General features: G+C 39.0%; 14 protein-coding genes and 2 pseudogenes. 5 read left to right on the forward strand and 11 right to left on the reverse strand.

Annotated elements, in window-relative coordinates:
• Positions 1 to 48: 48 nt before the first annotated feature.
• From JOC77_RS19170 to JOC77_RS19185, 4 genes and pseudogenes are all read right to left on the reverse strand, one after another.
• A complete protein-coding gene (locus JOC77_RS19170) occupies positions 49 to 447 on the reverse strand; it encodes a YndM family protein (RefSeq protein ID WP_204547274.1) in 399 nt (132 codons plus the stop codon).
• A gap of 126 nt (positions 448 to 573) precedes the next feature.
• Positions 574 to 1,843, reverse strand: a pseudogene (locus JOC77_RS19175) (cytochrome P450).
• 208 nt (positions 1,844 to 2,051) lie between these two features.
• Positions 2,052 to 2,519: a YbaK/EbsC family protein gene (locus JOC77_RS19180; RefSeq protein ID WP_204547277.1), complete on the reverse strand. Its 468-nt coding sequence runs from the start codon at positions 2,517 to 2,519 to the stop codon at positions 2,052 to 2,054.
• A 132-nt stretch (positions 2,520 to 2,651) separates the two neighbouring features.
• On the reverse strand, positions 2,652 to 3,737 hold the full coding sequence (locus JOC77_RS19185) for a Gfo/Idh/MocA family protein (RefSeq protein WP_204547279.1): 1,086 nt from the start codon (positions 3,735 to 3,737) through the stop codon (positions 2,652 to 2,654).
• A 325-nt stretch (positions 3,738 to 4,062) separates the two neighbouring features.
• Here JOC77_RS19185 and JOC77_RS19190 point away from each other — a divergent pair, with 325 nt between their 5' ends.
• Positions 4,063 to 4,890, forward strand: coding sequence for a GDSL-type esterase/lipase family protein (locus JOC77_RS19190; RefSeq protein WP_204547282.1), 828 nt, complete (start codon positions 4,063 to 4,065; stop codon positions 4,888 to 4,890).
• Between the two features lie 816 nt (positions 4,891 to 5,706).
• Positions 5,707 to 5,887: pseudogene (locus tag JOC77_RS21910) on the forward strand (hypothetical protein); the annotation flags it as partial.
• Here the strand turns inward: JOC77_RS21910 and JOC77_RS19195 are convergent.
• Positions 5,869 to 6,096 carry a hypothetical protein gene (locus tag JOC77_RS19195; RefSeq protein ID WP_204547285.1) on the reverse strand — a complete coding sequence of 76 codons (228 nt, stop codon included), beginning with the start codon at positions 6,094 to 6,096 and terminating at the stop codon, positions 5,869 to 5,871. The pseudogene JOC77_RS21910 and the gene JOC77_RS19195 sit on opposite strands and share 19 nt — an antisense overlap.
• A 197-nt stretch (positions 6,097 to 6,293) precedes the next feature.
• On the opposite strand from JOC77_RS19195, the gene JOC77_RS19200 reads away from it, so the two are divergent.
• The 3 genes from JOC77_RS19200 (at position 6,294) to JOC77_RS19210 (ending at position 8,268) form a co-directional block, all read left to right on the forward strand.
• Entirely contained in the window at positions 6,294 to 6,920 is a 627-nt protein-coding gene (locus tag JOC77_RS19200) for a haloacid dehalogenase type II (protein WP_204547333.1), read from the forward strand.
• A 154-nt stretch (positions 6,921 to 7,074) separates the two neighbouring features.
• A complete protein-coding gene (locus JOC77_RS19205; protein WP_204547335.1) occupies positions 7,075 to 7,308 on the forward strand; it encodes a hypothetical protein in 234 nt (77 codons plus the stop codon).
• Positions 7,309 to 7,893: 585 nt separating this feature from the next.
• The gene (locus JOC77_RS19210; RefSeq protein WP_204547299.1) at positions 7,894 to 8,268 is read left to right on the forward strand and encodes an SET domain-containing protein; all 375 of its coding nucleotides are present in this window, start codon (positions 7,894 to 7,896) and stop codon (positions 8,266 to 8,268) included.
• A gap of 360 nt (positions 8,269 to 8,628) precedes the next feature.
• Here JOC77_RS19210 and JOC77_RS19215 read toward each other — a convergent pair whose 3' ends face one another.
• The 6 genes from JOC77_RS19215 to JOC77_RS19240 all read right to left on the reverse strand — a co-directional run bounded on the left by JOC77_RS19215 (position 8,629) and on the right by JOC77_RS19240 (position 16,045).
• A complete protein-coding gene (locus JOC77_RS19215; protein WP_204547302.1) occupies positions 8,629 to 9,762 on the reverse strand; it encodes a CAP domain-containing protein in 1,134 nt (377 codons plus the stop codon).
• Between the two features lie 229 nt (positions 9,763 to 9,991).
• A complete protein-coding gene (locus JOC77_RS19220; protein ID WP_204547305.1) occupies positions 9,992 to 10,870 on the reverse strand; it encodes a proline iminopeptidase-family hydrolase in 879 nt (292 codons plus the stop codon).
• 150 nt (positions 10,871 to 11,020) lie between these two features.
• Positions 11,021 to 12,037, reverse strand: coding sequence for a PTS sugar transporter subunit IIC (locus JOC77_RS19225; RefSeq protein WP_204547308.1), 1,017 nt, complete (start codon positions 12,035 to 12,037; stop codon positions 11,021 to 11,023).
• Between the two features lie 413 nt (positions 12,038 to 12,450).
• Positions 12,451 to 14,373 (reverse strand): PTS fructose transporter subunit IIABC, encoded by a 1,923-nt coding sequence (locus tag JOC77_RS19230; RefSeq protein ID WP_204547311.1) that lies wholly within the window; start codon positions 14,371 to 14,373, stop codon positions 12,451 to 12,453.
• Positions 14,370 to 15,296 carry a 1-phosphofructokinase gene (gene pfkB, locus JOC77_RS19235; protein WP_204547315.1) on the reverse strand — a complete coding sequence of 309 codons (927 nt, stop codon included), beginning with the start codon at positions 15,294 to 15,296 and terminating at the stop codon, positions 14,370 to 14,372. Before pfkB ends, JOC77_RS19230 begins: the two co-directional genes overlap by 4 nt.
• A complete protein-coding gene (locus JOC77_RS19240) occupies positions 15,293 to 16,045 on the reverse strand; it encodes a DeoR/GlpR family DNA-binding transcription regulator (RefSeq protein WP_204547318.1) in 753 nt (250 codons plus the stop codon). The genes pfkB and JOC77_RS19240 overlap by 4 nt, the downstream gene beginning before the upstream one ends.
• Positions 16,046 to 16,757 lie beyond the last annotated feature (712 nt).

Consider the following 16,757-nt stretch of genomic DNA (forward strand, 5'->3'; position numbering starts at 1 on the left):
AACTGCCGGCTATGCCGGCAGTCTGAAAGGCTCGTAAATCACAAATCTTTAATGAGCAGATTCATGACGGTGTCTTTCGTTAAATACGTTATTGGCAAGATATTTGTGGAAGAACCACTCACCAGCTCCTACTGCAATGGCAGAAAGAAGAGCTCCTAATAGCGTCTGCTCCGTATCAGTAAATAATGCATTCCCCATAAGCCATACAACGATAAAAGTTAATACCATATCGGAAATGGTAGCTACCATATTCCTTTTTGAATACTCGGTATCATTTCTAGTGCCTCGGAATATGAACAAATCTCCCAAAACATAGGCTAACACAGTAAGTACGGCACTAATTAATAGTGTGTCGCTCAATTCTCCGCCAAATATTCCGGAGAGAATGATGCCTAAAACTACTGCAATCATAACGAATTTAATAAGAAGTGCTTTTACATGTTCCATCTTGTTTCCTCCTTTTTAATTGGCCTACTTTTATATACCCAGTTTGTGAATAATAAACCATTCTTTTTTAATATTCATTTAGATTTCATTGGACTATTAGCTTTAATATAAGAGTACAGGTAATACTTATCTAACATTTTTTAAAATGAATCTGCTTTTAGGGATAGCCGGCATTCTCGTCAAACTGAAGTCCAATTCCTGTGGAGGGACTTCATAGGCTATTTTATTAGCAAGAAAGTCCAGGCTAATCTTCATCGCTTCAATGGTTATACTCTCGCCCGGACAGCGATGGCCATTATACGGATTGCCGCCGCCCTGAGGAATTAAATCAAATAAACTGCCCTCCCAATCCTTAAATCCAGGACTGAATTCATACGGCTGTTCCCAAAGCCTGGGGTCATGATTTGTTCCATACATATCAAGCAAAACCAGCCTGCCTTTAGTGAAACGGCAATTGTTCCAGGTGAAATCCGTGCGTACTCTTGCCCCTAAAAATGGGCCAAAGGGATAAAAACGCCGGACTTCCTGCACAAACATTTCAAGATCATCTCCATCTTGATTCAGTTGTAATTTTTATTCGAATCTGGGTACTTATACATTGCTAACAACCCAAAAGTAATAAAGGTTGCAATAGCCACAATAGGTCTTAAAACTTTGATCAGCTCAACGGCTGCCATATTTGTATCCAGATGATTTCCATCCTGTTAACGATGATATGCCTTTGCATTTGCAGCTGTTCCTGCCTTAGATTGCAGCTTATGAGCACGAATTTTTTCAATTACTCTAGAAATCCACTTTTCAGTCCGTTTACGCGCACGCCTGCCCTGCCAATGCCTAAGCCCAACTGCCCCGAAGGCATCAACCATCGCCCCAAAATCATCTGCTGTTTGCTTAAGTTCAGATTCTTTCAGAGGGACTCCAGCCCACTGGCAGGCTGCACGGCATAGAATTTCCTGGATCTCATCAAATAGTATGATCTTCTCCATGCTGGTCCATCTCCGTGCATAGGCTTCCCAATTCGCTAAAATAAGATTTGAAAGCTTTTTCACACTGGGGGAGTCATAAGTGACATAAATAACAACTTTCGGTGTTTATTTGCATTACCATTCATTGTCTGAATAGCTTTTTCACCAAATAATGTCTGCTTAATCCTTTTTGGAGCTGCTCCCTTTCGCTAGAACCGCTCATTATCATAGAATACTGCTGCCGCTTCTTCCCCGCTCATGCAGATTACCTTCTCCCCCAGTAGTCGTGTTTGAAAAATATCAGAGTGAAATTTCGGGCAACGGTTTTGAATAAACTGATATCCTTCTAACAACAAAGGAATACTGTTATCGACACTTTTAGTCCTTGGTACTTGTCCGCCTAATTTTATATAGCTGGTTCCCTTCTGCATGCTATGCTTACATAGAAAACATGTATAGCATCTCTATTTATAAACAATTAAGTATATAGTCCTTTTCAATTCTTTTCCCCCGCAGGACAGCTTAAATCCGAAAAATATAATGCTCATCGGGATCATCATTCAACTTCGTTTTTTGTTTATTTTTGCACACAAAAACCAGCCGGACCTTTAAGACTCCGGCTGTTTTCGAAGGTATTTTTTAATCAATATTCTCAGCATCTATTACTGTACCCTTCGTAATTTCACAAAGTTGTGTAAAAGTGATTGGAAGTGCTGAATGAGGTGTACCTGCAGCCGTGTAGACTTTTTCAAACCGATTCATCGACTCATCCAGGAAAATAGGAACCTCTTCGTTCAAAGCAAAAGGACAAACCCCTCCAATAGGAAATCCGGTAATTTCCTCAACTTCTTTCGGCGAAGCAAGCTTTGGTTTTCCAGGGCCTAACAACTTTTTCACCTTCTTTTGGTTAATTCGTATATCTCCCGCTGTTACAAATAAGCCAAACTGATTTCCTGTTTTAAAAAGGATCGATTTCGCGATTTGCGCTCCTTCTACTCCTAGCGCTTTTGCAGCTTCTTCCACTGTATTAGTCTTTTCGGTGAACTCAATCGGCTCTAAATGTTCGTTAAAAATTTTCACGTAATCTCGGACTTTTTGTATAGACATAGCTTCCCTCTTCTTAAGTTTGAATTTTATAAAATGTTAAATTATTTCATCGCGAATTTCAAGTATACTGCTTTAAGACAGCAAAAGAGCACTGCGCTAAAGCAATGCTCTTCCGATATGGTTCTGCTAAAACTATTCTCCGAAATATACGGCCTTTCCTGTTTTAGAAGATTCGTAAATGGCTTCAAGTATTTGAGTCACCACTAATGCTTCTTCTGGTTTCACTACTGGCTCTGTATCATTTATAATGCATTCAATCCACAATCTTGCTTCCAGTTCTGCCTCACTTTCCTGTTTTTCATCATAGAAGGCCGCTCCTCCAGCTGACATCTCCACCGCTTTCGTATACAGCTTGCCAAATTCCTCACCATTAATCCGAAGTCCATCCTGCATATCTGCTCCACCCTCTGTTCCAGAAAGAGTACATTTTGCTTCCCCGGTCTGAAGAGTATTCAAGGCCCAGCTCGATTCTAAAATAATAGTAGCTCCATTTTCCATAGTAATGAACCCGAAAGCTGAATCTTCCACTTTGAACTCTTCAGGGTCCCAGGACCCCCAGGCATTTGCTGCGTCTTTCTTTTTACCGAGTTTATGGAAAGTAGTTCCCAGAACGGCTTTTGGTTTGTAATTATTCATCATCCACAGCGTTAGGTCCAAAGCATGGGTCCCTATATCAATTAAAGGGCCGCCCCCTTGCTTTTCTTCATCCAGGAATACTCCCCAGGTAGGTACAGCACGCCTTCTGATGGCATGGGCCTTAGCGAAATAAATCTCGCCCAGCCCCCCATCTTCGCAGTATTTATGTAAAAATTGACTGTCCTGTCTGTAACGGTTTTGATATCCAATCGATAGTTTTTTACCGGTACGTTTTGCAGCCTTCAGCATTTGCCTAGCTTCAGCAGATGTTTTAGCCATTGGCTTTTCGCACATCACATGCTTTCCTGCTTCTAGTGCTGCAATGGTTATTTCTGCATGTGAATCATTGGGTGTACATACATGGACTACATCAATAGCAGGATCATTCAATAGCTCCAAATAATTACTATAAACCTTGGAATGTCCGTTTCCGAAAGCATCTCTTGCCTTAAAAGCTCTTTCTTCGTCTATATCACAGAATGCTGCGAGTTCCACACTTTCTAATTTCTTAAGGGATGGCAGGTGCTTCCCATTTGCAATGCCGCCACATCCGATAATTGCTGCTTTTACTGTCTTAGTCATTTTTAACTCCTCCATGATTTTAACTGTTTAAGTGAAAGAACCGTTTTAACATCTATACTAATATTCGACATAACGTACTATTATCCTTTAGGATAATAGACATCTTTTTTATTTAGGAGCGTTCCTAAAATAACGCTGCCAGGCTGCTTAACTTGAAACAATTTCTTAGCTTTCTTCCACCCATGATGCAAGTAAAAACGTTAATGCCATAATTTGATTAGGAAAAGCAAAGCAAAAAGCAGTCCCAGAAGGGTTTTAGTCCAAATACTTCCAAATAGTAATCTCCTAAATTATGTTATAATAGTAATTGTTAGGTGGGAAGATTATGAAGATATTAAAATTTCTTTTTATAACTATTTTGCTTGCTGTATTTGCTTTCGCTGCCTGGGTTTATTATCCTCAATACCAGTTAAGTAAATTGAAATCTAAAGGGACTGAAGAACGGAATATGACTACTATAAATACACAGTCTTATCTGGAATATTATAAAGATTCAGCTAAAACACAACTGAACCACCTTGCATTAGGTGATTCCATCATAAAGGGCTATGGAGTATCTCCTGACCAAAATCTTGTTTCTCACTTCTCATACTCGCTAGAAAACTCTATACAAAAACCTGTTACCTTTCAAAATGAAGGAATTAACGGCATAACCAGCTCCACCCTTCATTCATTAATTACAGAAGGTTCTTATAATGAAGCAATAAAAAAAGCCGACATTGTTACGATCAATATAGGCGGGAATGATATACTAAAAATGGCTGCATCTGCCGGGAATAGGGATATGTTAAGTGCACTAAAATCTTTCGATGAGTTACAGTCCACATTTTCAAATAACCTTACCGGTATTTCAAAATATATAACAGAGTTAAACCCAGACGCGACCATACTTTTTTTAGAATTGTATAATCCACTCCCTGAAAAAAGTCCTTTTTACAGTTTGGGAACCAAACTTCTGCCGCAATGGAACTTAATGATTTATCAAATTTCAAGTGAAATTCCTTCTTCCCTAGTGGTTGAAACCACCAGGGTCATCAACAACCAAAATCTTAACTATTTATCACCAGATGGCATCCATCCAAACTCAAGCGGCTATTCAGCCATTTCTGAACAAATGATGTACCAATTTGAAAATAATAATAGCCCAGTATAATTTTAACCGAAAACAAAAAAAAGCCTGTACCGTCACGGTAGAGGCTTTTTTCTTGTAAAGGAACGAGGTTTGTCTTATGTGCAGATTTATCCTTTAAGATAAAACTACTAAAGCGAAAATCCTCGAATCCTTACAGCCAATATGGACCACCTGGAAAGCCAGCACCTTTGGGTTACCTGGTTCTTCCAAATGAAATAACCGGTAAACATTCGGTACATCTGCATTTCCATTAAAGCGGCTGCTTTATAAGTGTACCCGCCTTTATTTAATAAAAACCTGCTGTGGAAAAAATAAATCCAGGTATAAACTAGTTTAGAAGTAGGCTTTAATTGTAGAATATAACAGGAGAGTTTCATGTCCATGCCAGCTGTCAAACATGTTAATAAATTAATCAGGTTGGGTGGCACTCTGACGGGGTTTTTAGCTTCCTGGCTGTTATTAAAGTTTACATAATCATTTTATATTACACAAAATAAAATGAAATGATAATTCCCCGCATATGTACAGCAAAAATCCAGTACGAGAAGCATATCCCGTTATCTGTAAGCAGAAACAACGAAATATAAGCATAGATAAGCATAAACTTCCTAAACTAAATCATAAAACCAAAGAACTAAAGCATAGATCTAAAATACTTAAGCATAAAAACCAAAAACTTGATCATAAATTGCTACTTGAAGCTTCTAAGCTGCTAAAAAGCCTGCATAAGATGTTATTTGTCCGCTAACACTTCCGCTGGAAAGTAAAAATCTATTAAATGGGTAAAAAATCTATGAAAAGTTCCTTTTTATTCTATTTTTCTAATGAAACACATGAAAGTATCATTCATATTATTTGTTTTGGCATCGTTTCCTTGAAATAACAAGAAAATGCCTTTTCAAGAACGATTAAGGAAATGCTTCTTGCTACTTGTCAGCGTGTGAATTTTACTACCGTCGTAAAAATAAGAGCATTAAAAACTTGGTGTTCTCAACCAGGTTATTGTCGGTACTTATAAACATAAATTTTCTCTGCAAAAAAACTGAATATCAGACCAATAATCAAAGGAACAACTGACCCAGTTGTAACGAAGACACCATTTGCATTATCTGTATATTCGTGATGAAACATAAACCAAGGAATAGGAAACGTATGTCCCACTAAGAAAAGCAGCCCTGTCATAAAAACAAGAGTTGCAAAGGTTACGATAAAGCTCTTAAATTTCATGTGAACACCACCTAATAGCATTTTAGCTCAACCAATTTTTGTTAATATTATACATTTGCTTTTAACAACAATCTTTTAGAAAAAGAGCCTATTGGTTAAACTCACCCTTAAAATAATGAACTTGTTATCAGGCATTGTTATTTTTCCAGGAATTAGACACAATAAAAGAAACACTAGAAAAAGGAATGGAAAAAGTGATGCGCTCTTCAGTAAAAGGTGTAATTTTTGACGTGTATGGGACCTTGTTTGATATATATTCAGTGAAGAAGAAGTGTGAGGAATTATATCCTGCAAAAGGTGAATCTATCAGCCTTATTTGGCGGAGAAAGCAACTGGAGTATGCCTTTGTACGCCAGTTGATGGGAAAATATGATACGTTCTTTAATGTCACAATAGATGCCCTTCGCTATGCGGTTAAAGAACATTTTGAAGAATTAAATTCAGTACAGGAAGAAACCTTAATGGATGCATACCTCCACTTGGCTCCTTACCCAGAAGCTAAAAACATACTGAATCAGCTGACTCATAAAAAATTAGCCATTCTTTCGAATGGATCATACGATATGCTCAATCCTCTGCTGAAACAGGCCGGCTTCTTACATTTATTCGATTCTGTTATCAGCATTGATGAAGTTAAGCATTATAAACCTGCTCCAAGTGCTTATGGACATGCAGCTCATATGCTTGAATTGAGGCGTGAGGAGCTTTTGTTTATCTCTTCAAATGGATGGGATATCGCCGGAGCCAAAAACTTTGGATTTCAAACTGCATGGATAAACCGAACTAACCTTCCAATGGAAGAATTAAACATTCTGCCAGATTAAGTGTATGAAGATCTTGGTGGTATATTAGAGTGGAAATAACTGTAAAGACTGCCTAGGTGCAGTCTTTTTATTTTCTGTCGTTTTTATTGATAGTTTATAAGAACCCGTATAGGGAATACATAAAATACGCTCATACATCAAAGGAGGAAACAGAATGAATTCAAAAATGTTAAGTACCCTTGCTATAGGAGCTGCAGCATATTTTCTGCGAAATAAGAGTTCTCGTGACAAAGTAATGTCCCAAATCCAATCAATGGCAGCACCAGAGAACATTGAAAAAATTAAAAAGCAGCTGCCATTTTTAAATACATCATCTCAAGGCAGAAGTACCCGCCAGTTTCAATCCAGCGAAGGTGTAAACGATGCGAACGGGAGATTACGATATTAAGCTCAAAAATTAAATAAAATATACAATAAATGAAGCCGCTCCATTAAAGGAATCGGCTTTATTTATTGTTTTTAAATTAATACTTTTATATTTATACCGCTTGCCTGCTGGTGGAGCCGCTTCATTCATTCGCTGAAGGTCTTGTTCAGATAGATATCAACAGTCTGCCTCAAGGTATTTTCTCTGTTTTGTACCTGCAGTACACTCTGGTGAAGAGTGAATCCTCTATAAGATTTGGGTACAGCACAATTATCCAGTGGTTTCTCGTCTGCTTAACATTTTAAAACACCCCAATGTGCATGCCCATTGCTTCATACCCTTTTAATGCCATTCATCAAGCATTGTTAGAGTGCTGTTTTAAAATTTCAATATTCTTCCGATGCACATTATTTCCCATTTCCCTGCCTGCAAGAAATACGATTACATAAGCACATTTATTTTATTTACAATCATATTTAATAACATTCCACCCTCCCGTGAACCGGCATATATTAACAAAAGAAACCAACAAGTTCTTAAATCCAAATGTTATAAAACCTTAAACACCCAGGCTTGATACCATGTTAAAACATCGGCGGTGAGATCATGTTCAAAGTTAAGCAGTCTAAACACGGAAGAGGAAGAGGAATCTTTGCTGTGAAGCTTATTAAAAAAGGTGAATTCATACACAAAGCTCCGGTTATTGTTTCTCCAAAAAAAGAATTTAATTATCTAAAACATACGATCTTTAGGGAATACTTATTTGATTGGGGAAGTGCCCCAGGTGATATTGCTCTTGCATTAGGGTATGGCTCTCTTTTTAATCATTCCTATAGTCCAAATGCTATCTATTATATGAATTTCAAGAAAAGAACCATCAAGTTTTATGCTATTAAAGACATTAAGCCCGGCGAAGAAATACTGGTGAATTACAATGGAAATCCGACTGATAAAAGATCATTATGGTTTGATGTGAAATAGCGGTTCTGCATGCAAGTCTGCGCTCGCATAAAAAAGGTTCAGTCACAGCGGCTGTACCTCTTTTGGTTTTAGATGGTTATGGTTATTAAGTAATTGCAAATAACATGATTAATGACATAAGGGCACCATCAGGCAGCCCCAACTATTTATAAAAAGGACGATTATAGAAGTTAAGATTTTTAAGATTTGCGTTAAAATAAAATCTTATTTTCGACGATAACTTACAAATGTGACAGAACGTTCGTTGGATTTTGCAGTACAAAATAACGAGAAGTGTTATCACAGTACTGGCATTTATTTGTTTCTCGCCAGCTTGATGATAAAAACGCGCCTCTTCCTTCCTTTCTTAATCTCGCTAAGTTATTTCGTATAAAAATTTTCAGTATAGTAGGGCTGGGATTTAGAGTTAAAGGCGACTCCTACACCAAGGAGCCTGAAATCAGGCTTAAGAATATTTTCCCTATGCCCCATTGAATTCATGAGCCCTTCATGTGCAAATATACTGCTTAATTGCCCATATGCAATATTTTCACCAGCAACTCTGTAACGAATATTGTCCTCTTCCATTCGGTCAAAAGGGGACTGCCCTTTTAAATTGGTATGATCGAAGAAATGATTCACTGCCATATCCTTACTATGCTTTTGTGCGGTTTCTTTGATTCGGCTGTCCCAGGTAAGAGCATTTTGTCCATGCTGTACACGTGCAGCGTTAGTTAAATCAAATAATTGATACTCAAAACCTTCTTCCAGCTGTTTGCTGCCTTTTGTGTAAAAATCATTTTTTTCTCTTTCAATGTCTTTCCTAATAATTTGAATAGCTGTAACGGTATTTTTTTGATGCTTGTCGTAGAATACGGTTGTATAGCTGTCTCCTATAAGAAATAGGTCATAATCTCTTTCCTTTGGAATCAAATAATAGACCAAACCTTTTTGCATACGATCCATAGGTTTTCCTAACTCATTGATAACTTTTTCTTTAGGAGCTCCTAGCTTTATTCCTTTAGAAGATGAGATTAAATCCTGGTTCGTGTATAAACCAACCACCTTATTGTTTTTATCATAAGCTGCCATTAAAAAGTGCTGATAATTTTTATGATAGGTATACCATTTCACTCCATACTCGTTGTAGGTTGATCGTTTTGGAGCGCCCAGTTCCTGTTCTACCTGTGTTTTTGTATCTCCAAGCTCTATATTATATACCGAAAAAACTTGGGCATTTGGAGCAGATAATGTAGGCTTTTCAAGAATTGTAGATTTTAACTCTTCCTTATTTTGCGACAGCTGATTAATTGATGAGTCCAGTTGAACCCCCAATTCTTTAATTTCGGCAGAAAAGCGTTCTATGAAATTTGAAAAGTCAGGGTTTTCTTTTACGGCTGCTAATTCTGATTTAATCTGTTCTACTTCTGATTTAACATCTATATTGGGATATTTATTATGAATGGCGAACCAGGATATACACACAATGATTACTAATAGCAGAAGCTTTCTCATAAGCGCCCTCCTTTGTTACATTTATTCCCATTAACAAGGCTCAATACAACTGCTTTTTATAGTATATTATTTTAAATTGTATCTTCCTTTTATGTATTAAACAAGTTTGATCACAGAGTATTAGATGGAAAGATTAGGAGGCCGGATATTTGGATTTGTACAGGAGTTTAGTTAAATAACTATAAAAAAACCTGTTCCAAATAACGGAATCAGGTTTTAAGACAACATACTATGCTTTGTGTTCTGACTCATGTAAGTAAGCAGAAACTACAGCCGCATATTCCTCATGCTGTTCAAGGTAAGGAGTATGGGAGCTCTCCTCAAAAATGTGATATTTTGCTTCAGGAACAAGACTGCTGAAGTAGATAGTTGTATCAGGTGCTGCCTCATCATACCTGCCGCACAAAAACAGCGACGGAACGTTAATTTCGTGCAGTCTGGGAGTGCAGTCATATTCCTTAAGATTTCCTGTAACACAAAACTCAGACGGACCCCACATGGATAGGTAAATATCTGAATTGCCTAAAGTAAATGCCTTTTTCATAACTTCCGGCCACGGATCGAGGCGGCATACATGTTTTTTGTAATATTCCTGTGTAGCCTCTTTGTATTCCTTGCTGTCTGTGGTGCCTTCTGCTTCGCTCCTATCAATTATGGCCTGGACTTCAGACGGCATTTCTTTAAGCAGACGTTTCTGGTCATCTGCCCAGCGGGGTGCACTTAAACACGGGCTTGAAAAAACCGCGCTCTTAACTCCATTTGGGCTAGTTAACAGATAAGAAGAGAGCAGGGTTGTTCCCCATGAATGACCAAGAATATGTACCTCTTCTAATCTAAGTTCCTTTCTTACCTGCCCTAATTCTTCGACAAACCTGTCTAAACGCCACAAATTGGGATTATCTGGACGCTGGGAATAACCTGAACCAAGCTGATCATAGTATATGACTTCTCGATGTTCATTAAGAACGTCCAATGCCTCTAATGGAAGATGTGAATTTCCTGGACCGCCATGAAGCACTAATAGAGGAATTCCGTTCCCCCCGTTCTTCACTCTTCTATACCATACTTCTCCGCCAGTAACTTTTACAAAACCCTTTGAGATTTCCATGCTGATCTCCCCGCTATATTTCTAGATTTTGAATTTATTATACTACAAGCCATTATTTTACAGAATAAGAGAAAAAATACGTGAGCATCCCGGTTCACTCTATAAAATGACAAACGATTCTCCAGAAAGAAAGAAGAATCGTTTTGGTGATCATTGAATTTCCATATGCAAGTCGCCTTTTTTTACCCAGCCAATTACCTTTATTATTTGATAAAGAGCCAGCGATATTACGATGGGAAGAACAACACCAACAGCTATGAATATAAGAAAAGCAGATATACCTTGATTCGCTATTATATTTAATGGTGCAATTAATGAATTAAGCCCGAGACCCGCTATCTCATAAGTTGCCTTAAAATCGAATGCTAATGTCGCTATAGGTGCACAGATGATAGCTGCTGCAAAAGTCGGTATTACTAGGCGCGGGTTCTTGATCAGGTTGGGAAACTGAACCTTTGGTGTGACTAACACCTGTGCAAGAAAGCCTCCTAAATCGTTCTGGCGCAGTGACATGGCTGTAAAACCGGCAAATTGAGCTGTACATCCAATTAAAGCTGCTGCGCTTGAAACAGGGTCGAGCTGTAACGCAATAGCAATGGCCGCTGACGAGGCTGGAGACATAAGAAGTATACTCCAGACCAAGGAAATAACCATAGAAGCAATCAAAGGGTTTCCCTGTACGGAAGAAGTAATTTCTTCACTGATTTTTTGTAATAGTGGAGTTGTAACGGCTGCAAGACCAACGCCAGCGATACCCCCTGTAAAAATAGCTGCAATTGGAATGGCCATCATATCAAGCTTAGTTCGTCCAGTTACTCTTTTACCCACGTATGTAGCTACAGCAGCTGCTAATATAGCGCTGAGTGGCTGGCCTGTTACTATAGTGAAAACTCCTTCCGGTGATTGTGTGATTGCATTCCCTCCAATGACCGCACAAGCCATCGCACTAAAGAGGACCAGTGTATTTCCCCCCAATTGAAAGGCAACGGCTGCTCCAATCGCCGGTGCAAGCAAAACCTTAGCTGCACCGCCGATTACTGCTAATACCTCCCATCCCGTGAAATTTCCTATGGATTCAAACAAAAGCCCAATACCTAATGTCACCAAAACGGCATTGGCCACTCCCGCTGAAGCTTTATACATTCTTTCAACAATATACTCCTTCATGATGAACACTCCTATTATGTAAATGTAGTAGATTAATAATACTTGATACCTATAGCAATGCATTTTGCATCATAAGAGGAAAGTATATTCTTTGATTACAAGTGGTGCAATCATCGTGTTTAACCCCTCTCCATTCTTTTTATTGTTCTAATATAACAAATATTCTGGCAAATACAACAACTTTATCTATTTTTTATCAACAAAAAACTATTTCGGCATAATTAAGCGCTTTCATTAATAAATAAGGAGCGTTTCCTGCATTATAAGCCCCCCAACCGGACTTGCTAAAAAATAAGGTGAATGATTATCTTTAAAATCTAACATGAAAGTATAGGTACGATTTCATTTATCAAAGTTGCTCAAAATTTCTTTATACAAAAAACCATCCTTCCGGATGGCTTTTGAATAAATGGTTATTCAGATGCTGTTCCCTTTGGCGCTTGTACCGCAAGAGCTTTCTTTTTCCAAATTCCCAGGATTACAGCCGTAATGACAGAACCTATAAGGATTGCAAAGATATAAAGCAATTTATGATTTACTGCAAGGAAGATTGCAAATATACCGCCATGCGGAGCCTGTAACGAAACATTGAAGAACATGGTCAGAGCTCCAGCAGTAGCAGCTCCAATGACACTGCTGATTATTACACGTATCGGATCTGCAGCCGCGAATGGAATGGCACCTTCTGTTATGAAAGAAGCGCCCAGGAAATAATTGGTGATTCCTGATTTTCTTTCTGTTTCTGTAAATCTATTTTTAAAGAATGTTGTAGCAAGTGCAATACCAAGCGGTGGAACCATACCTCCAGCCATAACTGCAGCATGGGGTCCCAGGCTTCCCGCTTCAATAGCCGCTATACCAAAAGTGAAGGCAGCTTTATTGATGGGGCCTCCCATATCTACGGCCATCATCCCGCCGAGGATAATACCAAGAAATATCTTGTTAGTTCCGGAAAGTCCATTTAACCATGAAGTCATCCCTTTGTTAATTGCAGTTACAGGATCATTAAACACAAACAGCATGATGAGACCGGTAATTAATATACCAAAAACTGGATAAAGAAGTACTGGTTTTATTCCCTCTAGCTGCTGGGGCAGTTTTTCGAATACTCTTTTCAGCCCTAAAACAACATAGCCGGCTAGGAAACCAGCAATTAATCCTCCGAGAAAGCCGGCTCCTGCCTGTGCTGCAAGCAAGCCGCCCACCATACCAGGTGCAAATCCAGGACGGTCTGCTATACTGCTGGCGATAAACCCTGCTAATACAGGAACAAGGAAGAAGAAGGCACCGCTTCCGCCTCCGCCTATATCCATCAGTGCTTTCGCCAGCGGATGGAAGCTTGGATCTTCTGGGTCAAATGCTTTGATTCCAAAAATAAAGGAAAGGGCAATAAGAATTCCTCCACCCACGACGAAAGGCAGCATATTGCTTACACCGCTCATCAAATGTTTATAGATGCCAGAACCAATAGAAGCCGAATCACTGCTCTTCTTGCTGTTTCCAGCCTGGTACACGGGAGCATCCTGCTTTACGGCTCGCTCTATCAACTCCTGGGGCTTCCTAATCCCCTGAGCAACAGGGACTATGATTACATGTTTTCCGTTAAAACGGTCCATTTCCACCTGTTTATCTGCCGCGACAATAATCGCTTGAGCCTCTTCAATCTCCTTGGGAGTTAATCCATTTTTCACTCCAGTTGAACCATTGGTTTCAACCTTTATATCTATGCCCATTTCTTTGGCTTTTGCCTTTAAGGAATCAGCTGCCATATAAGTATGGGCGATTCCAGTAGGACATGCTGTGACGGCAAGTATTCTATTTTTGGAGGAGGTGCTGCTGCCAGCTGCAGACGGGCTAACTTCTTTGGCCTCTTCGGCCGTTTCCTTTTCTTTCTCGTCAATAATGTTAATGACTTCTTCCTTTGTTGCTGCTGTAAGCAGCTTTTGACGAAAACCTTCATCCATCAAGAGGGAAGATAAACGGGAAAGGGTTTCCAGGTGGGCGTTGTTAGCCCCTTCACTCGCTGCAATCATAAAGAACAATTTAGCAGGCTGCCCGTCTAAAGACTCATAATCGATGCCGTTAACAGCTCTTCCGAAACAAATGGACGGAATCTTAACAGCTGCTGTTTTAGCATGCGGAATCGCAATTCCTTCACCAATACCGGTTGTACTTTGTTGTTCTCTTTTTAGGATGGCAGCTTTATAGCCTTCTTTATCTTGTAAACGGCCGGCTTCATGCAGCTTATTTACAAGTTCATCGATTACTTCCGCTTTTTTGCTCGATACAAGGTCAAGAATGACTGTATCCTGCTTTAATAGATCCGTGATTTTCATTTAATATCCTCCTCTAACTGCTGAATATGCACCTGAGGCAATAGGGCTTCAATCTCTTGTTTCTGACAGAGATCGGTCGAAAACGCCGTAGCACTTCCTGCTGCAATTCCATATTTGAATGCTTGTATGATGTCATTTGTTTTTGTATATTTCCCTATAAATCCTGCTACTACGGAGTCACCCGCACCTACAGAATTCACCACATTTCCGCGAGGAACGCCAGCAGTATAGGTCTTGCCTTCAGTCTGCAGTACAGCCCCTTCGCCGGCCATTGACACAATAACATTTCTTGCCCCTGCTTCTATTAATTTTTTTGCATAGAATGCTGCATCTTTTACAGTTTCAATTTCCACTGAAAAAAGATCCCCTAATTCATGGTGGTTAGGTTTTATTAAAAATGGGCGGTGTTTTACCACATCCATGAGAGAAGGGCCGCTCGTATCAACGACCACTTTTACGCCTCTTTGAGCACATCTTTTTGTAACAGTTTCATAGAAATTAGGAGGAAAGCTCGGAGGAACGCTCCCTGCAAGAACGATCGTATCCTGACTCGCAAGGCGATCTATCTTAGCTAGAAGCTCCTGATAGTTTTCTTCTGTTATTTTTGGACCTAAGCCATTTATTTCTGTTTCTTTGCCCGTTTTTAATTTAATATTGATTCTTGTATCTTCAGCTATATGTGTAAAATCCATATGCACATTTTCTGCTTGTAAAAAAGACTCTATGAAACTCCCGGTAAAACCGCCGATAAATCCCAGCGCTTTGTTCCCGCTCCCTATCCGGCTGAGCACCCGGGATACATTAATACCTTTCCCACCTGGGAATTTCGCTTCTTGTTTCATTCTGTTTAATGAATTAATCTGAAAATCTTCCACTTCCACGATATAGTCAATAGAAGGATTGAGCGTAACTGTATAAATCATGGTGTCACTACCTTTATTTTTGAATTCTTGCGGATTTCCTCTAGAGCAGATTGATTATTGGAATCAGTAATAATAACTGCATCCGTTATATCTCCCACTTTTGCAAAAGTGGCTTCGTTTAACTTAGAGCTGTCAGCCAGCACATAGCATTCGCTGGATAACTGCATAGCCGTTTTTTTCAGGAGGGCCTCTTCTGGGTCAGGTGTGGTTAAACCCAGCTGGCTGTGGATGCCATTCATTCCCAGAAAACATTTATCAAAGCGATATTGAGATAAAAAACTCACCGCTGTGCTTCCTATAATTGCATTAGTCGAAACCTTAACCTGTCCCCCGACGATCATAGTTTTTATTTCATACTCTGCTAGACTGGGAAAATGCATAAGCCCATTTGTGAGAACGGTTACATTTTTTTCCTTTAGGTAAGGGATGAGTTCAGAAACGGTCGTTCCTGCATCAAGATAAATGCAATCTCCTTCGTTGATGTAAGATGCTGCCATACTAGCTATCTCTTGTTTTTCTGCAAGGAATTGATGGACTTTTTCATGTATTCCAAGTTCAAAGCCCTTTCTCTGCAGAAGAGCAGCTCCGCCATGGACTCTTTTTAATAATTTCATTTTTTCCAGCTGAGCTAAATCACGCCTTAGCGTTGCTTCAGAAACATGAAGCTCTTCTATTAATTCTGTAAGCTTAATTGTTCCCTGCTGCTTTAGCTTCGAGATGATTATCTGGTGTCTTTCATCAGCAAGCATAAAGGGTCACCTCATCTTTCATATTCTTATAATAAAGAAAACCTTTTCAAAAATCAATCATATTCACTCAAAAACAATCATATTATTTCATATTTTTAATTAAAATAAACAAAAACAATCATCATTTAATAAAATTGTAAAGTCTCGTTGGGATATATAGCTGTTTACTTGCAGGTTGATTTCCTAATTTTGTGTTAGGAAAAGACTTAGCTCGCCGGACGTATTGTTACAAATGGAATCTATTTAGCCAGAAATATATCATGATTCTAAGGTAACTTTTAGTTTCCTATAATGAATTCAGAACTGTTCTATCCTTTATAAGGCTTATTAGTTTTTATGGACTTGGAGCCCAGACATTTTATTGGCGTCCACTAGGCTCCCTGAAAGCTCTTGTAAAAAGCATGGCCTAAACAATGCCACTGAACTGCCTAAGTGAAAATCATTAACAGGTCCACTAAGAAGGCTATTATACGGCCATATCTAATTTGAAAGCTGCTGGTGCTATAATCGAAGTCCTGGTCTCTGATGATTATGGCAATGTTACTACCCTAAGAGCAGCAGGTAAGCTGTAAATAAATACGAAAAAATAATTCAAAGAAAACGGACTCCCTTTGCCTTGTGAACTGTAACCCCTAAAATGGACAGTTTAATAAAAAGGCCCTATGCTGCTAATAAATGATCCCGGTATTGTACCGGGGTCATTTTATTTAAT

The organism is Peribacillus deserti (genome assembly GCF_016909175.1).
Classification (GTDB): domain Bacteria; phylum Bacillota; class Bacilli; order Bacillales; family DSM-1321; genus Paraperibacillus; species Paraperibacillus deserti.

What these genes read in the sequence shown, in the direction of transcription:
- JOC77_RS19170 (WP_204547274.1), bottom strand. Translation starts at nt 447, where the DNA reads ATGGAACATGTAAAAGCACTTCTTATTAAATTCGTTATGATTGCAGTA.
- JOC77_RS19180 (WP_204547277.1), bottom strand. Translation starts at nt 2,519, where the DNA reads ATGTCTATACAAAAAGTCCGAGATTACGTGAAAATTTTTAACGAACAT.
- JOC77_RS19185 (WP_204547279.1), bottom strand. Translation starts at nt 3,737, where the DNA reads ATGACTAAGACAGTAAAAGCAGCAATTATCGGATGTGGCGGCATTGCA.
- JOC77_RS19190 (WP_204547282.1), top strand. Translation starts at nt 4,063, where the DNA reads ATGAAGATATTAAAATTTCTTTTTATAACTATTTTGCTTGCTGTATTT.
- JOC77_RS19195 (WP_204547285.1), bottom strand. Translation starts at nt 6,096, where the DNA reads ATGAAATTTAAGAGCTTTATCGTAACCTTTGCAACTCTTGTTTTTATG.
- JOC77_RS19200 (WP_204547333.1), top strand. Translation starts at nt 6,294, where the DNA reads ATGCGCTCTTCAGTAAAAGGTGTAATTTTTGACGTGTATGGGACCTTG.
- JOC77_RS19205 (WP_204547335.1), top strand. Translation starts at nt 7,075, where the DNA reads ATGAATTCAAAAATGTTAAGTACCCTTGCTATAGGAGCTGCAGCATAT.
- JOC77_RS19210 (WP_204547299.1), top strand. Translation starts at nt 7,894, where the DNA reads ATGTTCAAAGTTAAGCAGTCTAAACACGGAAGAGGAAGAGGAATCTTT.
- JOC77_RS19215 (WP_204547302.1), bottom strand. Translation starts at nt 9,762, where the DNA reads ATGAGAAAGCTTCTGCTATTAGTAATCATTGTGTGTATATCCTGGTTC.
- JOC77_RS19220 (WP_204547305.1), bottom strand. Translation starts at nt 10,870, where the DNA reads ATGGAAATCTCAAAGGGTTTTGTAAAAGTTACTGGCGGAGAAGTATGG.
- JOC77_RS19225 (WP_204547308.1), bottom strand. Translation starts at nt 12,037, where the DNA reads ATGAAGGAGTATATTGTTGAAAGAATGTATAAAGCTTCAGCGGGAGTG.
- JOC77_RS19230 (WP_204547311.1), bottom strand. Translation starts at nt 14,373, where the DNA reads ATGAAAATCACGGATCTATTAAAGCAGGATACAGTCATTCTTGACCTT.
- pfkB (WP_204547315.1), bottom strand. Translation starts at nt 15,296, where the DNA reads ATGATTTATACAGTTACGCTCAATCCTTCTATTGACTATATCGTGGAA.
- JOC77_RS19240 (WP_204547318.1), bottom strand. Translation starts at nt 16,045, where the DNA reads ATGCTTGCTGATGAAAGACACCAGATAATCATCTCGAAGCTAAAGCAG.